We start from the raw sequence: 21,671 nt of genomic DNA, 5'->3' as shown, positions 1-21,671 counted from the left end.
CGTGCGCTTCGTGTGGGACTGCAAGTGGAAGGCGGAGCAGCACGGCTGGCACGACTACTTCGGCTTCCCCGACCAGGGCCGCGCCGCCCGCGAGTTCGGCTACGACTGCTTCCGCGCCTGGGTCGAGGAGGCGGTCAAGCTCAAGAACATCGCCCTGGCCGGTCCCGGCGCCGCCGAGCCCGTCGGCGCCTGAGCCCGCCGAAGGCACCCACTCGACGCGCCGTCCCCCCGTGGACGGCGCGTCTTGCTTGTACGGGCACGGAGCGATACGGCGGCTGCCGCGAGACTCGCTCGTCGGGTGCTAATCGTCGCAGTTGCTTGCCCTTTCTGCCTCCGCCCGCTACCTCTTTACTTCCGGCGTATTGATTGCGGCGGCGAGCCACCCCAGGAGAGTTCATGCCGGTCGTCAGCAGGTTTTACGGAATCGTTATCTTCATCAACTACAGAGACCATAACCCGCCGCACTTCCATGCCGGGTACGGAGAACAGGAAGTAACCGTGGAGATACAGACCGGGGTTGTCACCGGGACAATGTCAAGGCGGGCGCTGCAGATGGTGTTCGAGTGGGCCGAGCTTCACCGCGAAGAGTTGATGGAGAACTGGAATCGTGCACGGGCCCGTCAGCCCCTCCAGCCGATTCCACCGCTGCCGTGAGTATCACGATGTTCCTGCACGTCACCAGAGCGACCCATCTCGGGGAATACGAGCTGCGCATCGAGTTCAACGACGGCTCGACGAAGGACGTCGACCTGTCGGGCGAGCTGTATGGCGAGGTGTTCGAGCCGCTCAGGGATCCGGAGCTCTTCCGCCGGGGCGCCCTGAACCCGGAGACCGGCACCGTCGAGTGGCCGAACGGGGCGGACTTCGCCCCCGAGTTCCTGCACCAGATCGGCAGGCCGGTCCAGCGGGTGGCCTGACGCGGAACCTCCAACCCGGCGCCACCGTACTGATGTGGCGCCGTCGAAGGTGCCCGCCCGCCGCCATCGTCCAGAAGGATGACATGAGCCACCAGATCCGCTCCTTCAGCCGCGAGCTGCGCCTCCACGCCTGGGTGCTCGCCGGCATGCTCCTGGTGATGTGGGGGCTGGAGGTCGCCGACGTCCTGGTCTTCGGCGGGGCGCTGGACGCGTACGGCATCCACCCGCGCGAGACCGACAAGCTGGCGGGGATCGCGTTCGCGCCGTTCCTGCACGCGGGCTTCGCGCACCTGGTGAGCAACACGGTGCCGCTCCTCATCTTCGGCTGGGTGATCCTGCTGCACGCCGTGCGCGACTTCGCGGTGGTGTCGCTCCTCTCGGCGCTGGTGGGCGGGACGGGCGTGTGGCTGGTGGGCGCGCCGGGGAGCGTGCACCTGGGCGCCAGCGTGCTGGTGTTCGGCTTTTTCGGCTTCCTCCTGCTGCGCGGCTGGTTCCGCCGCAGCTTCGCCTCCATCGCACTCTCCGTCGCCGTCTTCCTGATGTACGGCGGGCTGATCTTCGGCGTGCTCCCGGGCCAGGTCGGCATCTCCTGGGAGGGCCACCTCTTCGGCTTCATCGGCGGCGGCCTGGCCGCGTGGCTCCTCTCCGGACTGGATCGCCAGCGGGCCCTCGCGGCACAACGCGAAACTGCCGCGCTTCCGCACATCTGACGGGACGCTTCGACCATCGTCGGCAGGGACGACGGTGGTCGAAATGTTTCTCCGATCTTCTCCCGTTTCAGCACGTGGCCTTCACTCTCTTCCATCGATGCTGAACCCCGGCTTGCGTCTGGCGACCCGCTCGGCCGTGCTCGGGATTACCCTGTTCCCGTGTACCGCGGCCGCTGCGCCCGTGCCGCAGCCCCGCGCGCTCGAGGCGGCATTGCGGCGGCTGGACCTGACACAGGTACAGCGGGACACTTCCCGGCTGGGCCGCGGCCGTTTTCCCCTGTCCTTTCCCGTGGATCGGTTCCACGGCGCATTCAAGTCGGCCGACACGCATCTTCTTGTCGTCGTCCATGGGCATGGACCCACCACCAGACGCTATCGCTCGATCAGCTTCGAGATGCTCTTCTATAACCTGGCTCGCTTCGAAGCGGACCTCGCCACGACGATACGGACGATCGCGGGCATCGGCCTGCCGGAAGAGGTCCAGGGAGCCGCGACGGAGGTGCTTCGGTCGGCCCACGCCCGGTGGGAGACGGTTCGCAACCCCGACCGGAGCTGGGTCAAGGCGCCCGCGGACGAGGTCCGGGAAGCCGCCGGTATTCAGATTCGGCTGGAAGGAAGCTTCTATGAGGGCCCGGGTGGCTCGGGAGCTTACGTGATCCTCCAGTTCACGGATGCCGATGCCCCGGAGGTGGATTGGCCGTCGCCGCGCGAGGTGGAGGATCTGCAGCCCCATTCACGGCGCCGGCTGATCTGGTGCTATGGCCGCTATAATTGCGACGTGCCGATGGAGTTGGAACCGGAAGTGCTCGACCTCCGCTGCCGGCCGGCCGGACCGGATGCCTTCCGTTGCAGCTACGTGGTCGCGGCGAGCGAAGGGCGCAGCCGCCCCGGCGACCGCTACACCGACCTCTTCCGGAGAGGCGCGGACGGCAGGTGGAGCATTGAGCTCCGGAGTGCGTCACGACACCGGTGAGCTCCGCCGCCATGCAGGCCGCGGTGATTTTCCTTCAGGCGCCGCCTTTCGTGACGATTCACCTTTCGCCCCCCGCCTTCCCCACGCTTCGAGCCCTCCCGGACCATGCCCCTGACTTCCTGCCGCGAGTGCGGCGCCGCCGTGCCCGCCCAATCCCTCGCCTGCCCGAAGTGCGGGGCCAGGATGGCTCCCGTCCCCCACGCGGCGTACCGTCCCGCGGCGCCCCGCCCGCCGGAGAAGCCGGAGCGCTTCGGGTGGGCGACCGCCGCCGGATGGGCGGTCATCGTGGCCGGGGGCGTGCTCTTCGCGCTCTTCGTCTTCCGCGCGAACGCGGCGGCCGAGCGGCGCGCCGCGGAAGAGGTGGAGGTCGCGCGGGAAAAGGAGCACAGGCGCAAGGTTGACGCGTGGCTCCGGGACACCTCGGCCAGCGCCCCGGTCCCCGAGAGCGCCGGCCGGCCGGTGCCCACCTCCGACCAGGCGAAGCGGATGTGGGTGATCAATCGGATGCTGGTGGACCGCTCGGTGTGGGAGCGGGAGGTCATGGAGCGGCACGGCGTCGAGGACGACAGGCCCCCGCCGGTGGACTGGGGATTGTCGCGCTACACGGCGTACGTGGCGAACGCGCGCGCCCACCCCGAGGTGGGGACGTACCTGGAGGGCCGCGCCGCGGCGATCGCGGAGATCGAGCAGACTTCCGCCGCCTGGCTGGAGGAGCGCATCGCGGCGCTGGCGCGGGAGTCGGGGATGCCCGCCAGTGAGATCCGCGACATCTTCCCGCGCGACTTCGCGGGCGCGGCTCGGGACCAGGCGCGGGAGGTAAACGCGATGCTGGAGATCCACCGCCACCTCGTGCGCGTGGACCCGCGGGTGCAGCACGGCGGGGGGGTGCGGCTGCTCTGGGACCGCGAGGCCGATGCGCGCCGCTTCGAGGAGCTGCTGGCGAAGCAGAACGACGCCGTCGCCGCCTCGACGCAGGCGCGGGCGAGGAGGCTCGCCAGGGACAGAGCGATCGAGTGACGGGGGCCGGACGTCGGCGCCCCCCGGACGCGCCGCCACCGGACCTCTCGCGCTTTCTCTCTCTGCGTCTCCGCGCCCCCGCGTGAGGTCAGCCCGCGGACCCGGATGAAGAGCGAAGGGCCGCCCCGCGAGGGAGGCGGCCCTTCGATCTTCGTCTACCGATCCGCCGCCGGGATCACTTCACGAACAGCATGTCGCGGTACGTCGGCAGCGGCCAGCAGTCGTCGGGGACGATCTTCTCCAGCCGGTCGGCCGCGGCGCGCACGGGCACGGCGGTGCCAGACACACGCCGGGGCCGCCCCGGAAGGAGACGGCCCCTCGACGTTTATCCCTGCCGCTGGCGGGAAGCTACCTGGCTGCCGGTCGTCCCATTGTTTACTGCCGGGCCCACGTCTCCAGGTGCCCGCCCTTGGACAGGATCAGCGCCGTCTCCGGACCCTCGTGCAGGCGGTCGAGCCAGCCGCCCGCCTTGAGCTGCTCCAGCAGCAGCGGGGCCGCGTCCTCGCCCTGCACCATCGCCTCGTGCGTGACGGCCAGGAAGCGGTCGGTCCGGTCGGGACCCGACTGGAACTTCCAGACGTGCCGGCGCCCCTCGTTGCGCTCCGCCATCCGCACCGTGTCCCACTTGCGGTGGGCCTGCCGCCGGATGACGCTCCCGATCTCCTGAGCCACGCGCGAGAGCGTCTCGCGCTTCTCTGATTCCTTCGCGTCCATACCCGCCTCCCATGTAGGTGGGGCGCAGAGTCCGCGCTCCACTGCGGTCCCGGCGGCACGGGGTGCACTGCCGGGCGAAACCGGAAAGGCGAGCCACTGCCTCACCCCATGGTACCCCCGCAAATCCGTTTCGGTCGCAACGGCAGCGCGAAGGGCCGCCCCCCCACCGGGAGCGGCCCTCGTCGCGCCGGTCGCGATCCCGCGCGGCGGCTACTTCACGAACAGCATGTCGCGGTACGTCGGCAGCGGCCAGTAGTCGTCGGGAACGATCTTCTCCAGCCGGTCGGCCGCCGCGCGCACGGCGGCCATGGCGGGGATGATGTGGTCGCGCATGTGGTGCGCCTTCTCGTGCACCTCCTCGCCGCCCAGCTCCGCGTTCTGCTCGGTGAGCGTGTCAAGCGCCGCGCGCAGCTCGTCGACCAGCCGGCTCACCTGCCGGACTGTCGCCGTCACGCCGTCGGACCCCACCCCCAGCGTGCTCGCCCGCTCGGCCGCCGCCAGCAGGTCGTTCAGGTAGCGCACCGCCGCCGGCAGCAGCATGGTGGCGGCGATGTCGGCCGTGGTCTCGCCCTCGATGTTCACCGTCTTGAAGTACTGGTCGAGCGCGATCTCGTGGCGGCTCTCCAGCTCGCGCTCGGTGAGCACGCCGAACTTCGCGAACATGGTGCGGTTCTTCTCGCTCGGCAGCGTCTCCAGCGCGTCGAGCGTGGTGCGCATGTTCAGCAGCCCGCGTGCTTCCGCCTCCCGGTGCCACTCCTCGCTGTAGCCGTCGCCGTTGAAGACGATGCGCTTCACGCGCCGGATCTCGCTGGCGATCAGCTTCTGCAGCGCCTCCTCGAAGTCCGTCCCCTTCGCCATCTCGGCCTCCAGCGCCGTCGACATCTCGTCCAGCGACTCGGCCATGATGGTGTTGAGCACCGTGGCCGGGAACGACACCGACTGCGAGCTGCCGAGCGCGCGGAACTCGAACTTGTTCCCCGTGAAGGCGAAGGGGCTGGTGCGGTTGCGGTCGCCCGCGTGCGCCGGGAGGTGCGGCAAGACCGGCGCGCCGAGGCCCAGCAGCCCGCCCTGCTTGCTCTCCGTCGCCGACCCGCTCCGCTCGATCTGCTCGAAGATGTCGGTGAGCTGGTCGCCCAGGAACACGGAGATAATGGCCGGCGGCGCCTCGTTGGCCCCCAGCCGGTGGTCGTTCCCCGCGTACGCCACCGAGGCGCGGATCAGGTCCTGGTGCCGGTCCACCGCCCTCAGCACGGCCGTGCAGAAGAAGAGGAACTGCATGTTGTCGTGCGGGTTGTCGCCCGGCTCCAGCAGGTTGGCGCTCTCGGTGCCCAGCGACCAGTTCAGGTGCTTCCCGCTGCCGTTGACCCCCGCGAACGGCTTCTCGTGCAGGAGCGCCACCATCCCGTACTTCCGCGCCACCTTGCGCAGCGTGAGCATCATCAGCTGCTGGTGGTCGGCCGCCAGGTTGGCGTTCTCGTAGATCGGCGCCATCTCGAACTGCCCGGGCGCCACCTCGTTGTGCCGCGTCTTCACCGGCACCCCCAGCCGGTACAGCTCGCGCTCCACCTCGGTCATGAACGCCAGCACCCGGTCCTGGATGGAGCCGAAGTAGTGGTCCTCCATCTCCTGCCCGCGCGGCGGCTTGGCGCCGAAGAGCGTGCGGCCGGTGGTCACCAGGTCGGGGCGGCGGTAGTAGAACTCCTGGTCGATCAGGAAGAACTCCTGCTCGGGCCCGCAGGTGGCCATCACCCGCCGGCTCTCCACGCCGAAGAGCCTGAGCGCGCGCCGGGCCTGCTCGTCGAGCGCGTTGATCGAGCGCAGGAGCGGAATCTTGGTGTCGAGCGCCTCGCCCGTCCACGACGCGAACGCGGTGGGGATCGCCAGGTAGCACCCGGCCGGCGAGTCGACGATGAAGGCGGGGCTCGTCGGGTCCCACGCCGTGTAGCCGCGCGCCTCGAACGTCGCGCGCAACCCGCCGGAGGGGAAGCTCGAGGCGTCGGGCTCGCCCTGGATCAGCTCCTTGCCGCCGAACTCGGCCACCGCGCCGCCGCCCGCGTTGGGGGTGATGAACGAGTCGTGCTTCTCGGCGGTGCTCCCGGTGAGCGGCTGGAACCAGTGGGTGAAGTGGCTGGCGCCCTTCTCCACCGCCCACTCCTTCATGGCGATCGCCACCACGTCGGCCACGGTGGGGTCGAGCGTCTGGCCGTGCTCCACGGTGGAGAGGAGGGTCTTGAAGACCGGCTTGGGGAGGCGCGCGCGCATCTCGGCCAGCCCGAAGGTGTTGGTGCCGAAGATCGACTCGATGTCCATCGGCTCGGACTCGGGCACGGCGGAAAAGCCGTTCTTCTCGGGCTCCCATCCCTTGGCGGCGGCCAGGGCGTCGAAGCGGGCGACGGGCTTGGGCATTGCAGGTCCCTTCGGGTTCGGGGTGAATGGTCGAACGAGTCCGGATCCGTGTCTTCAGGAGCGGCCCCCCGCCCCGTCGCCGTCGGGCGAGGCGCGGGGCCGGGTCTGCAGCGCGCTGGTCTCCTTGATGGTGGAGAGCACCAGGCTGGTGGTGGTCCACTGCACCCCCGCCCAGCTCTGGATCTCGGCCAGGAGCCCCTCCAGGGTGGAGGTGCTCTCGGTGCGGATCTTCAGCAGGTGGCTCCCCTGGCCGGTGATCGAGTGGCACTCCAGCACCTCGGGGTGCCGGCCCACCCGCTGGCGGAACTCGGGGTAGTACTGCGACCCCGCGATCCCCACCGCGATGAACGCCGTGACGTCGCGCCCCAGCAGCTTGGGGTCGAGCACGGCGGTGAAGCCGCGGATGATCCCCCGCTCCTCGAGCTTGCGCACCCGCTCGCCCACCGCGGGCGAGGAGAGCCCCACCGCCACCGCCAGGTCGTGCTGCGAGACGCGCCCGTGCTCCTGGAGCAGCTCCAAGAGCCGCAGGTCGATGTCGTCAAGGCGTGCGTGCGCGGTCACTTTACTTTCTTAGGCAGATCAGCCCCGGTGGAAAAATTTCGCAAACGATAACGACCTCGCGCTTGACACGCAAGAGTCGTGACCAGCGGACGGGGAAGGGTCGACCCGAGGGCTCCCGAACGACAACCGCATAGCCTGGGCTGTTCATGCATGCGAAGAGAGCCGGCCCCGCGGGGCCGGCTCTCGTTCGTCTCGTCTACCCTCCGAAGGAGTCCTACAGGTTGCCCTGGCGGAGGAAGGTGTTGATGGCGGTGAAGGTCTCGACCGGCTGCTCCAGCCAGGGGAAGTGGCTGGCGCCGTCGATCACCAGCAGCTCGGCGTTCGGCATCGCCTCGGCGTAGGCGCTGGTGCTGGCGAAGGGGATGGCGTCGCCGGCGCCGTGGATCACCAGCGCGGGAGCCTGCACGGTGGCCAGCAGCGGGCGCAGGTCCCACGTCTGCCCCAGCGAGGCGCGGCCCGCGAAGAGCACGAAGATCAGGTTGTTGGCCGCGGCCGCCGGCTCGTCGCACCACTTCCCGCGGAAGTTGGCGATGTTGGCCGGGTCGTAGAAGTACGCGGGGAACCAGATGGCGAACAGCTCCTCGCAGGTGGCCACCGGGTCGGGCGACTGCCCGCTGGCCAGCAGCCCGAACAGCTCGAACTGGTGCTGCAGCACTTCGGGAGCGGTGCGCGCCTGGCGGGTGGCCTCGAACTCGGCGTCGTACCGGGTCTCGATCGGGCCCGGGGTGACCATCACCAGCCGCTCGGTGGTGGCCGGGTGCGCGGCGGCGTAGAACGGGGCCACCATGGCGCCCCACGAGTGCCCGATGATCTGCAGCCTGCCGATGCCGAAGTGCTGGCGGACGGCCTCGACGTCGGCCACGTGCTTCTCCATCGTGAGCTGAGCGGGGTCGAAGACGAGCTGCGACTTCCCGGCGCCGCGCTGGTCGAAGAAGATCAGCGTGCGGCCGCGCGCCAGCGGCCGCAGGTCGGGGTCCAGGTAGCTGAGCGCCAGCCCGGGGCCGCCGGTGAGCACCACAGTGGTGTCGGGCCCGCTCCCCACCACGCGGTAGAAGAGCTGCACGCGGTCCGCGCCGGAGAGGTAGCCCTCGGCGGTGACGGGAGCGTTGTACGAGAACGCGCTCTCCGCGGCGTCGCGCGCGGCGCCGAGCGAGGGGGAAAGGATGCTGGTGGTCGGCGAGTCGTTGCACGCGGCGAGGGCGAGCGCCGCCAGGAGCAGGGTCTTGGTCCGCACGGGAGTGTCTCCGGGAAGAAGATCTATAGGTGCAGCGGGGCTCGTCCCCGCACCGCCGCCGGTAAGCACGCCCGGTGCCGGAATGGGAGGAAACTCTTCCAATAACCCAGGTGATTGTCCCGCAATCACTTGCAAATCTGCTTGACACGGGGCGCCCCCGCCCCACCGTGCGGAGACCACGCCCCACCGTGCGGCAGCTGAGTCCCACTCACATCCACGACGGAGGTTTAGGGGGAAATGAGGAGACCGAAACGTGCCAACCCGGATGAACGGCAGGTGCCTACGCGGCGTCGAGCATCCGCTTGAAGCGCCACCCACCAGCACGGTCGAGTAGATCCCTCGGGCCGCTAGCGCGTCCCTCGGGACGACACCGTTTGGGGGGACGGCAGACCTGCCACGGACGCCGCCCCACGCACTTCCGCACTCACGCACTCCGCTACACCGTCCCCACCACCAGCCGCACGGGGATGCCGCCGTTCGAGGTCCGCAGCGCCTCGCGGAAGCGCACGCCCACCTGCCCCTCCAGCCTGGGATCGGCGGAGAGGAGAGCGAGCGTCCACCCGGGGCACTTCGCGCGCGCCGTGCGGCCGAGCGCGGCGTAGAGGTCGCGCAGGGCGTCGCTCTCGCCCACGCGCACGCCGTACGGCGGGTTGCTGACGACCCACCCCGGCCCCGGCGGCGGCTCCACCGCCGAGAGCGCGCGCACCGACAGCTCGACGTCGCCCCGCACCCCCGCGCGCTCCGCGTTGGCCGCGGCCGCCCCGATCGCCCCGGCGTCGCGGTCGGAGCCGTGGATCGCCACGGGCGACGCGGGGCGCGCCGCCTCGCGCGCCCGCGCCACCACCCGGTCCCAGCGCGCCGCGTCGAAGTCCGGCCACGCGGTGAAGGCGTAGCCGCGCGGGGCCCCGGACGGGTTCGCCAGCCCCGGCGCCAGGCCGCGGGCGATCAGGGCGGCCTCGATGGGGACCGTCCCCGAGCCGCACATCGGGTCCACCAGGGGCGCTTGGGCCTCCCAGCCGCTCCCCAGCAGCATGGCCGCGGCGAGCGTCTCGCGCAGCGGCGCCTTTGCCAGCGCCTCGCGGTAGCCGCGCCGGTGCAGCAGCGCCCCCGAAGAGTCGGCGCTGACGGTGAGCTCGTCGCGGAGCACGCGCACGACGAAGAGCTGCGCGTCGCCGTCCTCCTCCCCCTCCTCCGCCCCCTTCGCCGCGGTGGCCTCGCCGACGCCGCCCACGCGCCGGTCGACGGCCGCCAGCAGCCGCTCGGCGATGGCGCCCTCGTGGTAGAGCTTCGACTTCTTCGACGTCACCCGCATCCGCACGGGCAGCCCCTTCGCAATCCACCGCTCCCAGGGGACCTTGTTCGCGTGGCGCTCCAGCTCGAAGAAGGTGCGCGCCCGGAAGCCCGCCGCGCGGACGACCACCCGCGAGGCGGTGCGCAGCCACAGGTTGGCGGCGTAGAGGTCGTCCGGCGTCCCCTCGAACGCCACGCCGCCCGCCTCCGGCGCCGCCGCGACGCCGAGCGCCGCCAGCTCGCGCGCGCAGAGCGCCTCCACCCCCGGCGCGGTGACGGCGAAGAGGGCGAGGCGATCCGTCATGAGTGCGTGAGGTGCGTGAGTGCGGAAGTGCGTTCGTGCGACAGGGCCGCCCCCGTGCACGGAAGACGGCCCTGCGCAAGATCCAGCCCGTGAGGGCTTCCCGTGGTTCCAGCGAGTGTGTTCACGCACTCGGCACGGCGCCCGGCCGCGGGCGCCACCTCCCCGCGCCTACGCCCGCACCGCGCCGCCCCTACTCACGCACTCACGCACTTCCGCACTCACGCACTTCCCTACAGCTCGATCTCGTACTCCTTGAGCTTGCGGTACAGCGTGCGCTCGCCGATGCCGAGCATCTCGGCGGCGCGGCGGCGGTTGCCGCGGGCCTCGCGCAGCGCCGCGCCGATCGCCTCGCGCTCCATGTCCATCATGGTCATCCCCGGGCGGAACACCACCACGCCGCGCTCCTCGGGCGGCTCGGGCTCCGGCGGCGGGGGCGGCATGTAGGTGACCGCGGGCTGCACCGGCACCAGCCCGGGGAGCGCCACGGGCTCGCGGTGGCGCTGGCGGTAGATCTCGAACTCGCGCCGCAGGTCGTCCAGGTCCATCCTGAGGTCGAAGAGCGTGCGGAAGATCATCTCCAGCTCGGGCGGCGGGCCGTCGCCGGCGGCGCGCTGCACCGGCGCGCGCGGCAGCGGCACCGGGAGCAGCGCCCGCTCGCCGCCGCGGTGGAAGCGCACCTCGGCCGGGATGTCCTCGGGGCGGATCACGCGCCCCGGGGCCAGCACCACCATCGACTCCACCAGGTTGCGCAGCTCGCGCACGTTCCCCGGCCAGTCGTACTCCACCAGCAGCCGCACCGCCTCGGGGTCGATCCCCACGAACGGCCGGTCGTGCTGCGCGCTGAACTCGCGGATGAAGCGCTCGATGAGGCGCGGGACGTCGGCGCGGCGCTCGCGCAGCGGCGGCAGCTCGATGCGCAGCACGTTCAGCCGGTGGTACAGGTCGCGGCGGAACTCGCCCAGCGCCACCTGCTCGCGCGGGTCGCGGTTGGTGGCGGCCAGCACGCGCACGTCCACCCGCAGCACGTCCTCGCCGCCGACGCGGCGGAACTCGCGCTCCTCCAGCACCCGGAGCAGCTTGGTCTGCGTCGAGAGCGGCATCTCGCCGATCTCGTCCAGGAAGATGGTGCCCCCGTTGGCCAGCTCGAAGAAGCCCTTGCGCAGGCTGGTGGCGCCGGTGAAGGAGCCCTTCTCGTGGCCGAACAGCTCGCTCTCCAGCAGCGTCTCGGGGAGCGCCGCCACGTTCACGGCGATGAAGGGCCGGTGCCGGCGCGGGGAGAGCGCGTGGATGCCGCGCGCCACCAGCTCCTTTCCCGTGCCGCTCTCGCCCAGGATGAGCACGGTGGAGTTGACGGGGGCGATCTGCACCACCCGCTCCAGCACCTGCTCCATCTCCTCGGTCTCGCCCACGATCCCGGTGATCTCGCGCAGCTCCTCGCGCTGGATCAGCCGGCGGCCCACCATGGCCACCTCTTCGGCGTCGATCGGCTTGGGGAAGCACTCGCTGATCCCCAGCTGGCGGCAGACGTCCCTCCCGAACGGCTCGGTGGCCTCGGTGAGCCCGATGATCGGCATCCTCCCCCTCTCCCTCGCCTGTGCGATGAGCGAGCGCGCCCGCCGCTCGCGCAGGCCCCCGGTGACCACCAGCAGGATCGGCTCGCCCACGGCGTCGGAGAGCGTCTCGCCCGACGCGAGCAGCTCCACGCGCATCCCGTCTTCCTCGAACGCGCCGCGCAGCCGGACCGCCGGCTCCAGGTCTTCGGTGGTGATGAGAACGACTTCGGCCACTGCTTGAGTGCGAAAGTGCGAAAGTCCCGTAGGGGCGAGGCCTGCCTCGCCGGGCGGCGCCCGCCTGTGCGCGCCGAACGTTTGGAATGCGCCGAAGGAGCCCGCGCAGGCGGGCTTTTCGCCGTTGTAGCCGCGGCTTCAGCCGCCTTCGGAACGAGAGTCCGTCGAACCTTCAGCGCTTGACGGTCCCGGTCGTGTGGAACGGGGGCTTCACCACCTCGGCGGGGATGGCGCGGTCGCGGATGACGATGCCGATCTCCGTCCCCGGCTTCGCGGCCCCGGCGGGGACGTACGCCATGCCGATGCCGACGCCCAGCGTGGGGCTCGAGATCCCGCTGGTCACCTCGCCCGCGTCGCGCCCGTCCACCCGCACCGGGTAGCCGTGCCGGGGGAAGCCGCGCTCCTTGAGGCGGAAGCCCACCAGGCGCGTCTTCACCCCCTCCTCCTTCTGGCGCACGAGCGCGCCGCGGCCCACGAAGTCGCCCTTGTCGAGCTTGACCACCCAGCCGAGCCCCGCCTCCAGGGGAGTCCGCCCCTCGTCCAGGTCGTTGCCGTAGAGCGCCATCCCCATCTCCAGGCGCAGCGAGTCGCGGCTCCCCAGCCCGCAGGCGACGAGCCCGTCCCCCGCGCCGACCTCCAGCAGCCGCCGCCAGACCCGCGCGCCGTGCTCGGAGGCGACGTAGAGCTCGAAGCCGTCCTCGCCCGTGTAGCCGGTGCGGCTGACGACGGCGGGGACGCCGTCCACCGTCCCCTCGCGGAAGTGGTAGTAGCGGATCGACGGCAGGTCCTCGTCGGTGATCCGGGCGAGGATCGGCTCCGCCTTCGGGCCCTGGAGGGCGAGCAGGGCGATGTCGTCGCTGCGGTCGGCGAGTTCCACGCCGAAGCGGTCCACGAAGCGCGACACCCAGGCGAAGTCCTTCTCCCGGTTGGCGCCGTTGACCACCAGCATGTAGTGCCCGGGGAAGCGGTAGACGAGCAGGTCGTCCAGGATCTTCCCGTCTTCGTTGAGCAGCGTGGAGTACTGCGCCTGCCCCACCTCGAGCCGCGAGGCGTCGTTGGTGGTGACGTGCTGCACGAACTCCAGCGCGCGCTCGCCCCGCACCTCGAACTCGCCCATGTGCGACACGTCGAAGAGCCCGGCGGCGGTGCGCACCGCGTTGTGCTCGGCGGTGATCCCGGCGGGGTACTGCACGGGCATCTCGTACCCCGCGAAGGGGACCATCTTGGCGCCCAGCTTCAGGTGCTCTTCGTGGAGCGGCGTGCGCTGCAAAGTCGTCGCGTCGGCCATGCTCGGCGGTCTTGGAAGGTGGTCGGCCGGAATGGCAGTGAACCTAACACGCACGGGCGATGGGCGCGAGGCTGGGGTGGGGCTGGGTGGGGCTGAGGCCGAAGGCAGGTGGCAGGGGCAGGTGGCAGGGGCGGCTGAAGCCGCGGCAACAACTGCAGGAAGCCTCGCCAGCCGGGTTCGGCGTGGAGGGAAGCCCGGTGCGGGCGAGGCTTGGTTCGGTGTTGGGGATGGTTCGTCGCGAGAGGCAGGTGCCGCGGCCGAGTGCGCGAACACGCTCGATGAAGCACGAAAGCCCGCCTGCGCGAACTCGTGCGCGGGCGGGCTTCGGTATCCAGCGGTTCCTGAGGTGGTTCCAGCGGGTGCGTTCACGCACTCGCGACGGGGAGTCGCGGTGCGATCGGGATCGGCGTCCACGAGATCGCGGCGGCGCAGTTGTCGAGGGCGGTGGCGTACTCGTCGCGGTCGAGGGCGCGCTCGGCCTCCAGGGCGGCGCGCAGCGAGTGGAGGCGCGTGCGGAGCATCTCCTCGGCCAGCTCGGCGCGGTCGAGGACGCCGACGGCGTCGACGGTGAGCCGCAGCAGCTTCAGCCGGTCCGAGGTCGGCCGGCGGAGCGCGTTCGACAGCGCCTGGAGGCGCACGCGGGCCTGGAACCGCACGGGAAGCCGGTCGTTCATCATTACCTCTGGAGGCTTGAAGGGTGGGGCGGCGGGAGAGGCGACGCGGACGGGAGGGGCGCCGGATCGCCGGCCGCGCCCCATGGCGAGGAGCGTGCCCCACCCCATGTTTCCAAACGGGAACACACCCTCGCGACCGGCCCCCACCCTCGCCAGAGGCGGATAAGGCGAGCGCCGGTAACGAGATCCGCTGCCGGCGCCCCCGTCGAGAACGTGTCCGAATCCGGGAGGCGCCTCCGTCCGGCCCCCGAAATCCGGACTTGCATACTGCTCAGATTTCGGACGCTCGCCCGATTTCTGAACACGTCCGCCGGCTGCGCCGCCGGGAGGCCCCCTCCCCGCGACCCTCGGCTGCTCGTTCCTCGCAGCCAGAGGGCGCGCTCCCTCCCCCGCTGCGCGGTGGAGGGGTGGGTCACGGCGACGCACTCACGCACTTACTTCGCACTTCCGCACTTCCGCACTTCCGCACTTCCGCACTTCCGCACTTCCGCACTTCCGCACTTCCGCACTTCCGCACTCACGCACTCACGCACTCACTTCGCACTTCAAACGATCGTCGGCGCCATGAAGTAGTCGAACCCCGTCTCCGAGCTGCGCCAGGCGCGCACGCGGAAGACGCGCGCGGGCCACTCGTTCTCCAGGCGGATCCACTGGTCGGCGCCGTGCCAGAAGAAGCGCTGGCCGGTGAGCAGCTCCTCCACCTCCCACGGGTCGTGCCAGCCGATCCCCATCTCGGCCAGCGGGAAGTGCAGCACCGTCTCGTGCGTGGCGAACGGGTCCAGGTTCACCGCCACGAACACCATGCTGGTGCGGTCGGGGAGCATCTTCCCGTAGAACAGCACGTCGTCGCCGTCGGCCGGGTAGAAGCGCAGGTTGTCGTACTCCTGCAGCGCCGGGTTCTGGCGGCGGATCTCGTTCAGCCGGGTGACGAGCGGGCGGATGTTCCCCGGGCGGTCCCAGTCCCACGCCTTGATCTCGTACTTCTCGCTGTCCAGGTACTCCTCCTTCCCCGGCGCCAGCGGCGTGTTCTCGCACAGCTCGAAGCCGCTGTAGATCCCGTAGACCGAGGAGAGCGTGGCGGCCAGCACGGCGCGGATCACGAACGCCGGCCGACCTCCGCGCTGCAGGAACTCCGGCAGGATGTCGGGCGTGTTGGGGAAGAGGTTGCCGCGGAAGTACTCCCGCATCGGGCTCTGCGTGAGCTCGGTGAAGTACTCGGCCAGCTCGCCCTTGAAGTTGCGCCAGGTGAAGTAGGTGTAGCTCTGCGTGAAGCCGGCCTTCGCCAGCGCCTTCATCATCTTGGGCCGCGTGAACGCCTCGGAGAGGAAGATCACCTCGGGGTGGTCCCGCTGCACCTCGCGGATCATCCACTCCCAGAACTGCACCGGCTTGGTGTGCGGGTTGTCGACGCGGAACGTCTTCACCCCCTGCTCCACCCAGAAGAGGATCACGTCGCGCCACTCGCGCCACTGCCCCTCCCAGTCGTCGCCGTAGAAGTTCAGCGGGTAGATGTCCTGGTACTTCTTGGGCGGGTTCTCGGCGTACTTGATGGTGCCGTCGGGGCGCACGTAGAACCACCCCGGGTGCTCCTTGGCGTACGGGTGGTCGGGCGAGACCTGGATGGCGAAGTCGAGCGCGATCTCCAGCCCGTGCGCGTGCGCCGCCGCCACCAGGTCGCGGAAGTCGTCCAGCGTCCCCAGCTCCGGGTGCACGTCCCGGTGCCCCCCCGCCTCGCCCCCGATGGCGTACGGCGAGCCCGGCTGGTCGGGCCCCGCGCCCAGCGTGTTGTTCTTCCCCTTGCGGAACTGCAGCCCGATCGGGTGGATCGGGGGGAAGTAGAGGACGTCGAAGCCCATGTCGCGCACGTACGGCAGCTTCGCGATCACGTCGCGGAAGGTGCCGTGGCGGCCGGGGTCGTCGGACATGGAACGCGGGAACAGCTCGTACCAGGCGGCGAAGCGCGCGGCCACGCGGTCCACCTGGACCGGGAGCACGCGGTCGTACTCGGTGAGGTCGGAGCGGATCGGGTGCGCCTCCATGAGCGCCAGCAGCTCGGGGTCGAGCGCGGCGGCCACGCGGTCGGCCAGCGTGCGGTCGCCGCCCGTCTCCAGCGCCCCGGCCAGCGCCTCGAACTTCTCGTCCAACTCGTGCAGGTGGACCACGCCGCCGCCCTCGGCGCCCAGGATCTCCTCCAGGAAGGCGCGCAGGCGGGCGGCGTCGGGCTCGGGCGCCTGCGCGGCGCTGGTGGCGATGAGCTGCGCGCCCTCGAACAGCTCCAGCACCACGTTCTGCCCCGCGTCGTACTTCTTGCGCAGGTCGCTCTGCCAGGTGCCGAACCAGTCGGTCCACGCCACCACGGTGAAGAGCCAGCGACAGTTGCGGTCGACCAGGAACGCGCCCTTCCAGCGGTCGTTGTCGAAGAAGCGCATCCGCGTCTCGCGCCACCGCTTCTCGTCCTCCGGGCGGTAGCGCACGGCCGCGGCGATGGCGTCGTGCCCCTCCTTGAAGATGTCGGCCGAGACCTCGACGACGTCGCCCACCTCGCGCTTGACGGCGTAGCGGCCGCAGTCCAGCTCGGGCTGCACGCACTCGATGACCACCTTGCGGCTGGCGTCGATCTTCCCCGGCATCGGCTCCCCTGTCTTTCCACTCAGCGACGGTCCGAACGAGCGCCGCGCGCGGCGCAAGCGCCGGGCCAGGCACGGGAGCAAAGTAGGGGGAACGGATGGAGCGGCGAGGGGATGGGGAAGTGCGTGAGTGCGTGAGTGCGTGAGTGCGTGAGTGCGTGAGTGCGTGAGTGCGTGAGTGCGAAAGTGCGAGAGTGCGAGAGTGCGAGAGTGGAGCGCTTCGCCCGGTCCGGTGCCGCGCGGGGGGCTCTCTCCCCGGCGCCCGAGGCGCCTGTCCCTCCCCCGAAACGGCCTGGGGGAGGGACTTCGGCGCTGCGCGCGACGAAGCCGGGCGCCGGGCGAAAGTGGGTTCCGCGGTTGAAGCCTCGCGGGGTTTGCGAGGCTTTCTGTAGTTGTAGCCGCGGCTTCAGCCGCCTTTCGCCGCGGATTCATCCGCCTTTTGGAGGGGCCTCCCGTCGCGGGGGGAACCGGACGTGGAGCGCGGGGTATGCCATGGTTCCCCTGGGACCACCGGGTCCCCGGCCGTGAAACCGCCCGCGGTGCCGTCGCCCCCGCTGACGTGCGCCGCGGGCGGTTTCCCTTTCTTTCCCGCAGGCGCCGCTGCGCCACCGAGACCTCATGGCCAAAGAAGAAGGCATCGCCGTCGACGGGCAGGTCACCGAGGTGCTCCCCGACCGCAAGTACCGGGTGCGGCTGGAGAACGGCCACAACGTGCTGGCCTACGGATCGGGAAAGATGTCGAAGTTCAAGATCCGCGTCATGGTCGGCGACCGCGTCACCCTCTCCCTCTCGCCCTACGACCTCTCGCGCGGCCGCATCACCTTCCGCCACAAGTCCTGACCCGCGCAAGCGGACCCGCTCACCCGCACCCCGGAGTAGCCGATGTACTCTGCCAACAGTTCGCGACGCACCCGCAGCGAAGACCTGGTCGTCTCCGCCATCGACCGCCCGGGATGGGTGGCGGCCTCCGCGCGCGCGCCGCGCGTGGGCGAGGAGGTCTACTGCGCCGCCGGGGCCGGGGTGGTGAGCGCCGTGCTGGGGAAGACGGGCGACGGGAGCCGGCTGATGCAGATCCAGCTCGCCGACCCCACCGCCAAGCCGTACTTCGCCGCCGCCTCGAACGTGCTGGTGGCTCCGGAGTGAGCGAAGAACGAGAGCGGGGCCGCCCCCACCGTGGTGGAGGCGGCCCCGCTCCCGTCAGTGGCTCCGGCCGGCGCTCAGCCGACGCGGACGACGTTCTCGGCGGCGGGGCCCTTCTGGCCCTGCACCACGTCGAACTCCACGCGCTCGCCCTCGGCCAGCGACTTGAAGCCGCTGCCCTGGATGGCGCTGTGGTGGACGAAGCAGTCCTTCGCGCCGTCCTCGGGGGTGATGAAGCCGAAGCCCTTGCTGTCGTTGAACCACTTGACGGTTCCGGTCGTACGCATCCCGTACTCTCCTGTGTGTTGTGTTGACCGACTCTCGAGGTGCGGGACTTCCGTACCGTTCGATCGCCTGTGCTTTCGCGGATCGAATCGCCCTCCGCGTGGGCGCAGCGAGACAAAAGAAAAAGACCCGGGCAGAAGCAGCCCAGGCCTTCCCGCACTCTGGCTTCCGGATCTTCCAGACCGGAATCTTGCTCGCTGACCCATCAATCTAACGGGGCGGCGGCTTCGTGTCAACCGCTCCCGGAGACCGGCGTCTCTTCGTCCGAACTGGTGCGGGAGCCTCCGGGCATGTAATGTCTCCATGGGAGATTTCCGCCGATGGCCTGGCCGGTTTCTTGCGTGTAGACTTTGTCCATTTTACTACATCAGTTTGCCGCGCTCCGGCGCGGGCGAGGGTGTGGTCGCAGACGGTATCTCGAACCCCTTCCGTTCCCCATGTACGACCCGAGCTCGATCGACGAATTCCTGCGCGGGCTGCAGCCGCGCATCCACGGCGCCGCCGGCGGCGCGGACGCCTCGCCCGAGGCGCTGCGCGGGTTGCTGGTGGACACGGTGGAGGCGCTGCAGGTGACGGTGGAGGAGCTGCGCGTCACCAACGAGGAGCTCTCCGTCCAGAACGAGGAGATCGACTCGGCGCGCCGGCAGCGCGACGCCGAGGCCGCCCGCTCGCGGCTCCTCTTCGAGGCGGTCCCCGACCCCGTGCTGGTGACCGACGCCGGCGGGGTGGTGCGCGAGGCCAACCCCGCGGCGGGCGAGATGCTGGGGGTGCGCCACCCCGACCTGCGCGGCAAGCCGCTGGCGGTGTACGTGGCCGAGGACTCGCGCCGCGCCTTCCGCCACTGGCTGCACGAGCTGCGCGAGACGAGCGGCCCCCGCCGCTGGGAGCTGCGCATGAAGCCGCGGGCGCGGCTGCCGGTCCAGGTGGAGGCCACGGTGGCGCCGCTCTCGCCCGGGATCGTGGGCTCGGACTTCGTGTGGTCGCTGCGCGACGTGACGGAATACGCCGAGGCCGAGGCCCAGCGCGACGAGACGGCGGGGACGCTGCGCGCCATGGTGGCCAGCCTCCCCGCGGCGGCCGCGGCCATGGACCTGGACGGCACCGTGCTGGTGTGGAACGAGGGCGCCCGCCTCCTGCTGGGGTGGACCGAGGAGGAGGTGGTGGGGCTCCCCAACCCGGCGGTGGGCGAGGAACTGGACGCGCTGCTGGACGGGGCGCGCGCGGCCCGGCCCGGCGCCGGGCCGGTGCGGGCCGAGGTGCAGGCGCGCCGCCGCGACGGGACGGCCGTGCCGCTCTGGCTCACCGTGGCGCCCATGGCCGACGCGGGCGGCGAGGTGCGCGGCACGGTGGCGGTGATGGCGGCGGCCGCGGAAGAGGCGGAGCGCTCCGGCGCGCGGGGGGCGGAGGGGCGCGGCTGGTCGGGCACCGAGGCCGAGCGCGTGCTGCTGGGCGGCGCGGGCGAGGCGGAGTTCGCCGAGCGGCTGCGCCTGGGGGTGGCGGCGGGGCTGCACTTCGGGCGGCTGCGCGCGGGCGACCGGCTGCCGAGCATCCGCGAGGCGGCGCGCTCGGCGGGGACGGACCACCGGGTGGTGTCGGCGGCGTACCAGCGGCTCTCGTCCGAGGGGCTGGTGGAGGTGCGCAACCGGCGCGGGGCGTCCATCGCGCCGCTCCCGGCGGCCGGGGGGCCGGAGCTGGGCGAGAGCGCCGAGTGGCTGGCGGGGGCGCTGGCGGGCGCGGCGGCGCTGCAGCTCAGGGTGCCGCAGCTGGCCGACCTGTTGCGGCGCTGGACCACGGCGGCCATGGTGCGCTGCGCCTGCGTGGAGAGCGTGGAGGACGAGCGGGCGGCGCTCTGCCACGAGGTGGAGCACCAGTGGGGGATGAAGACCTTTCCCGTGGCGGCGGGCGGGGGCGACGCCCCGGGCCGCCGCGCGCTGGCCGACGCCCTGCGCGACGCCGACCTGGTGATGACGACGGCGTTCCACGCGCACGCGGTGGCCCCGGTGGCGGCGGCACTCGGGAAGCCGCTGGTGGTGACGGCGGCCAACCCCGAGGTGGTGGACGCGGTGGAGGAGCGGCTGCGGCGCGGCGCGCTCACGGCGGTGGTGGACGACCCGGCGTACGGCGAGCGGCTGCGCGCGGTGGAGGGAGGCGAGCGGCTGCGGGTGGTGCGCGCGGCCGACGCCGAGGCCGTGGCGGCGCTCGACCCGGCCGAGCCCGTGCTGGTGACCTGGGCGGCGCACCGCAAGCTCCAGCGCCCGCTGCGCATGCTGGTGCCCCCCTCGGGCTTCGTCTCCCCCGCCACGGCCGGGGCGATCGCGCGGGTGCTGGTGCGCGTGAACGTGGACGCGGCGCGCGGCGGGGGGGCATAGCCGGGTAGACCGTCCGGGGAGCCAGGCCGCCGGCTGGGCACGCACGTCCGTTCGCGGCGGGAGCCTCGCGAGGCCGCGAGGCTCTCGGCGTTCCCGGCGGCCGGCGCCGGCGTAACAGCGATGGGACGTCGGACGCGAAGTGTCTGTACGAGCCCGGCGCATTCCATTAGATTTGCTTCCGATATCGGTAGCAGCTCGTCGCTTTCTTCCCCTGCGGCCGCCCGGCCGCACCCGGAATCCCCGACCCGACAATGGCCCTGCGCAGCTTCGTCGCCGGCGACGGCACCGCCTGGAACGTGTGGAACGTGGTGCCCACGCTGGCTCACAACGACCGCAAGCTGGCCCTCAGCGTGGGGATGGCCGAGGGGTGGCTGTGCTTCGAGGCGAACGGGGTCAAGCGCCGCATCATCCCCGCGCCGCAGGGGTGGGAGGAGTGGAGCGACCAGGAGCTGGAGTCGGCGCTCGCCGAGGCGCGCGAGGTGAGGCCCAGCCCGCTCGTCGAGCGCACCATCGGCGGCCAGCGCTGAGCGCAGGACGAGAGATCGAAGGGGCCCCCGCGAGACGATCGCGGGGGCCCTTTCGTTCGTCCCGTTCGCCTGCCCGTGACACTTCCGGCGGGGACATGGAAGACTGAAACAGACGAAGGTCCGCGGGTTGCCAGCCCCCCGGCGCCTCCAATCCGCCGCGCGCCGGGCGCGCCGGACGGGATCGCCGGGAGAACGGTCCCGGCCAGGCAACCTCAACGCGGAGCGAACCCCATGACAGTCAAGCGACTCGCCCTGACGCTGGCGCTCGCCGCCTTCCTCGGCACCGGGGGCTGCGGAGGCGGCGGCGAGGGTGGGGACCAGGGCGGAGCCGGCAACACCGGCGCGACGAGCGGCACCGACGCCACGGGCGGCGGCGCGGCCGGCACCACGGGCACGGGAACGGCGACGGACATGGGAACGGCGGGGACCACCGGCACGACGGGCACTACCGGCACCACGGGCACGATGGGGACCGACACCACCGGGATGGGCGGCGACACGACGCAGCCGAGCACCGGGACCCCTTGACGCGGCTCCGTTCGTCCGGAACGGAAACGGCGAAGCGGGATGGAGGCCGGCGGCCTCCGTCCCGCTCCCGTTTTACGCGTCATTCAGGCTTTCGCGCCGACTCCACCCATAGATCCTTCGGGCGCGCAAGCTATGGTGCGGACGTGAGGTCAGCGCACGCGTCCCTCAGCTCGACTTTGGCCATTCGTTGACTCTGTTTATCTTTACCTCCGGTGCCCCCACCAGCACCGGAGGTACAGATGCAGTTCGTCACCTCGGAGTTGTCGGGGCTCTTTGCGGCGTTCGCACCTCTATTCACCCAGCCGACCTTTCAGCACGCG

21 protein-coding genes are annotated in these 21,671 nt (G+C 71.3%); 11 read left to right on the top strand and 10 right to left on the bottom strand.

Translation table 11 applies throughout. The features are described from left to right. The 6 genes from VF746_24110 to VF746_24085 all read left to right on the top strand — a co-directional run. Positions 1-193 (top strand): hypothetical protein (locus VF746_24110; GenBank protein ID HEX8695519.1); only part of this gene is annotated, 193 nt, incomplete at its 5' end. A gap of 203 nt (positions 194-396) precedes the next feature. Beyond that, a complete protein-coding gene (locus VF746_24105; GenBank protein ID HEX8695518.1) occupies positions 397-654 on the top strand; it encodes a DUF4160 domain-containing protein in 258 nt (85 codons plus the stop codon). A gap of 8 nt (positions 655-662) precedes the next feature. Next, positions 663-917 carry a DUF2442 domain-containing protein gene (locus VF746_24100; protein ID HEX8695517.1) on the top strand — a complete coding sequence of 85 codons (255 nt, stop codon included), beginning with the start codon at positions 663-665 and terminating at the stop codon, positions 915-917. Positions 918-1,000: 83 nt separating this feature from the next. Further along, positions 1,001-1,627: a rhomboid family intramembrane serine protease gene (locus VF746_24095; protein HEX8695516.1), complete on the top strand. Its 627-nt coding sequence runs from the start codon at positions 1,001-1,003 to the stop codon at positions 1,625-1,627. A 97-nt stretch (positions 1,628-1,724) separates the two neighbouring features. Continuing rightward, entirely contained in the window at positions 1,725-2,600 is an 876-nt protein-coding gene (locus VF746_24090; GenBank protein ID HEX8695515.1) for a hypothetical protein, read from the top strand. A gap of 183 nt (positions 2,601-2,783) precedes the next feature. After that, entirely contained in the window at positions 2,784-3,617 is an 834-nt protein-coding gene (locus tag VF746_24085) for a hypothetical protein (GenBank protein HEX8695514.1), read from the top strand. A gap of 375 nt (positions 3,618-3,992) precedes the next feature. On the opposite strand, the gene VF746_24080 is transcribed toward VF746_24085, so the two are convergent. From VF746_24080 to VF746_24040, 9 genes are all read right to left on the bottom strand, one after another. Continuing rightward, on the bottom strand, positions 3,993-4,331 hold the full coding sequence (locus VF746_24080; protein HEX8695513.1) for a hypothetical protein: 339 nt from the start codon (positions 4,329-4,331) through the stop codon (positions 3,993-3,995). Between the two features lie 210 nt (positions 4,332-4,541). Beyond that, positions 4,542-6,737 carry a glutamine synthetase III gene (locus VF746_24075; protein HEX8695512.1) on the bottom strand — a complete coding sequence of 732 codons (2,196 nt, stop codon included), beginning with the start codon at positions 6,735-6,737 and terminating at the stop codon, positions 4,542-4,544. A 54-nt stretch (positions 6,738-6,791) separates the two neighbouring features. Next, positions 6,792-7,298: an Lrp/AsnC family transcriptional regulator gene (locus tag VF746_24070; protein ID HEX8695511.1), complete on the bottom strand. Its 507-nt coding sequence runs from the start codon at positions 7,296-7,298 to the stop codon at positions 6,792-6,794. 214 nt (positions 7,299-7,512) lie between these two features. After that, the gene (locus VF746_24065) at positions 7,513-8,532 is read right to left on the bottom strand and encodes an alpha/beta hydrolase (GenBank protein ID HEX8695510.1); all 1,020 of its coding nucleotides are present in this window, start codon (positions 8,530-8,532) and stop codon (positions 7,513-7,515) included. Positions 8,533-8,968: 436 nt separating this feature from the next. Continuing rightward, positions 8,969-10,126: a hypothetical protein gene (locus VF746_24060; GenBank protein ID HEX8695509.1), complete on the bottom strand. Its 1,158-nt coding sequence runs from the start codon at positions 10,124-10,126 to the stop codon at positions 8,969-8,971. 230 nt (positions 10,127-10,356) lie between these two features. Beyond that, positions 10,357-11,913 carry a sigma-54 dependent transcriptional regulator gene (locus VF746_24055; protein HEX8695508.1) on the bottom strand — a complete coding sequence of 519 codons (1,557 nt, stop codon included), beginning with the start codon at positions 11,911-11,913 and terminating at the stop codon, positions 10,357-10,359. 172 nt (positions 11,914-12,085) lie between these two features. After that, positions 12,086-13,201 carry a glycine cleavage system aminomethyltransferase GcvT gene (gene gcvT / locus VF746_24050; GenBank protein ID HEX8695507.1) on the bottom strand — a complete coding sequence of 372 codons (1,116 nt, stop codon included), beginning with the start codon at positions 13,199-13,201 and terminating at the stop codon, positions 12,086-12,088. Between the two features lie 365 nt (positions 13,202-13,566). Then, positions 13,567-13,875, bottom strand: coding sequence for a hypothetical protein (locus VF746_24045; protein ID HEX8695506.1), 309 nt, complete (start codon positions 13,873-13,875; stop codon positions 13,567-13,569). 545 nt (positions 13,876-14,420) lie between these two features. Further along, positions 14,421-16,505 carry an alpha-1,4-glucan--maltose-1-phosphate maltosyltransferase gene (locus VF746_24040; protein HEX8695505.1) on the bottom strand — a complete coding sequence of 695 codons (2,085 nt, stop codon included), beginning with the start codon at positions 16,503-16,505 and terminating at the stop codon, positions 14,421-14,423. Between the two features lie 615 nt (positions 16,506-17,120). Between VF746_24040 and infA the strand changes: the two genes are divergently transcribed. Next, a complete protein-coding gene (infA, locus tag VF746_24035; protein ID HEX8695504.1) occupies positions 17,121-17,342 on the top strand; it encodes a translation initiation factor IF-1 in 222 nt (73 codons plus the stop codon). A 42-nt stretch (positions 17,343-17,384) separates the two neighbouring features. Then, positions 17,385-17,645 (top strand): hypothetical protein, encoded by a 261-nt coding sequence (locus tag VF746_24030; protein ID HEX8695503.1) that lies wholly within the window; start codon positions 17,385-17,387, stop codon positions 17,643-17,645. A gap of 74 nt (positions 17,646-17,719) precedes the next feature. Here the strand turns inward: VF746_24030 and VF746_24025 are convergent, their stop codons facing one another. After that, positions 17,720-17,929 (bottom strand): cold-shock protein, encoded by a 210-nt coding sequence (locus tag VF746_24025; protein ID HEX8695502.1) that lies wholly within the window; start codon positions 17,927-17,929, stop codon positions 17,720-17,722. 435 nt (positions 17,930-18,364) lie between these two features. Here VF746_24025 and VF746_24020 point away from each other — a divergent pair, with 435 nt between their 5' ends. From VF746_24020 to VF746_24010, 3 genes are all read left to right on the top strand, one after another. Beyond that, the gene (locus VF746_24020) at positions 18,365-20,296 is read left to right on the top strand and encodes a PAS domain S-box protein (protein HEX8695501.1); all 1,932 of its coding nucleotides are present in this window, start codon (positions 18,365-18,367) and stop codon (positions 20,294-20,296) included. Between the two features lie 251 nt (positions 20,297-20,547). Beyond that, positions 20,548-20,823 (top strand): hypothetical protein, encoded by a 276-nt coding sequence (locus VF746_24015; GenBank protein ID HEX8695500.1) that lies wholly within the window; start codon positions 20,548-20,550, stop codon positions 20,821-20,823. A gap of 231 nt (positions 20,824-21,054) precedes the next feature. After that, positions 21,055-21,351 carry a hypothetical protein gene (locus VF746_24010; protein ID HEX8695499.1) on the top strand — a complete coding sequence of 99 codons (297 nt, stop codon included), beginning with the start codon at positions 21,055-21,057 and terminating at the stop codon, positions 21,349-21,351. Positions 21,352-21,671 lie beyond the last annotated feature (320 nt).

This window comes from Longimicrobium sp., assembly GCA_036389795.1.
Lineage (GTDB): Bacteria > Gemmatimonadota > Gemmatimonadetes > Longimicrobiales > Longimicrobiaceae > Longimicrobium.
Note: the sequence above shows the minus strand (reverse complement) of the source record. Positions and strands in the feature narration are given on the sequence as shown.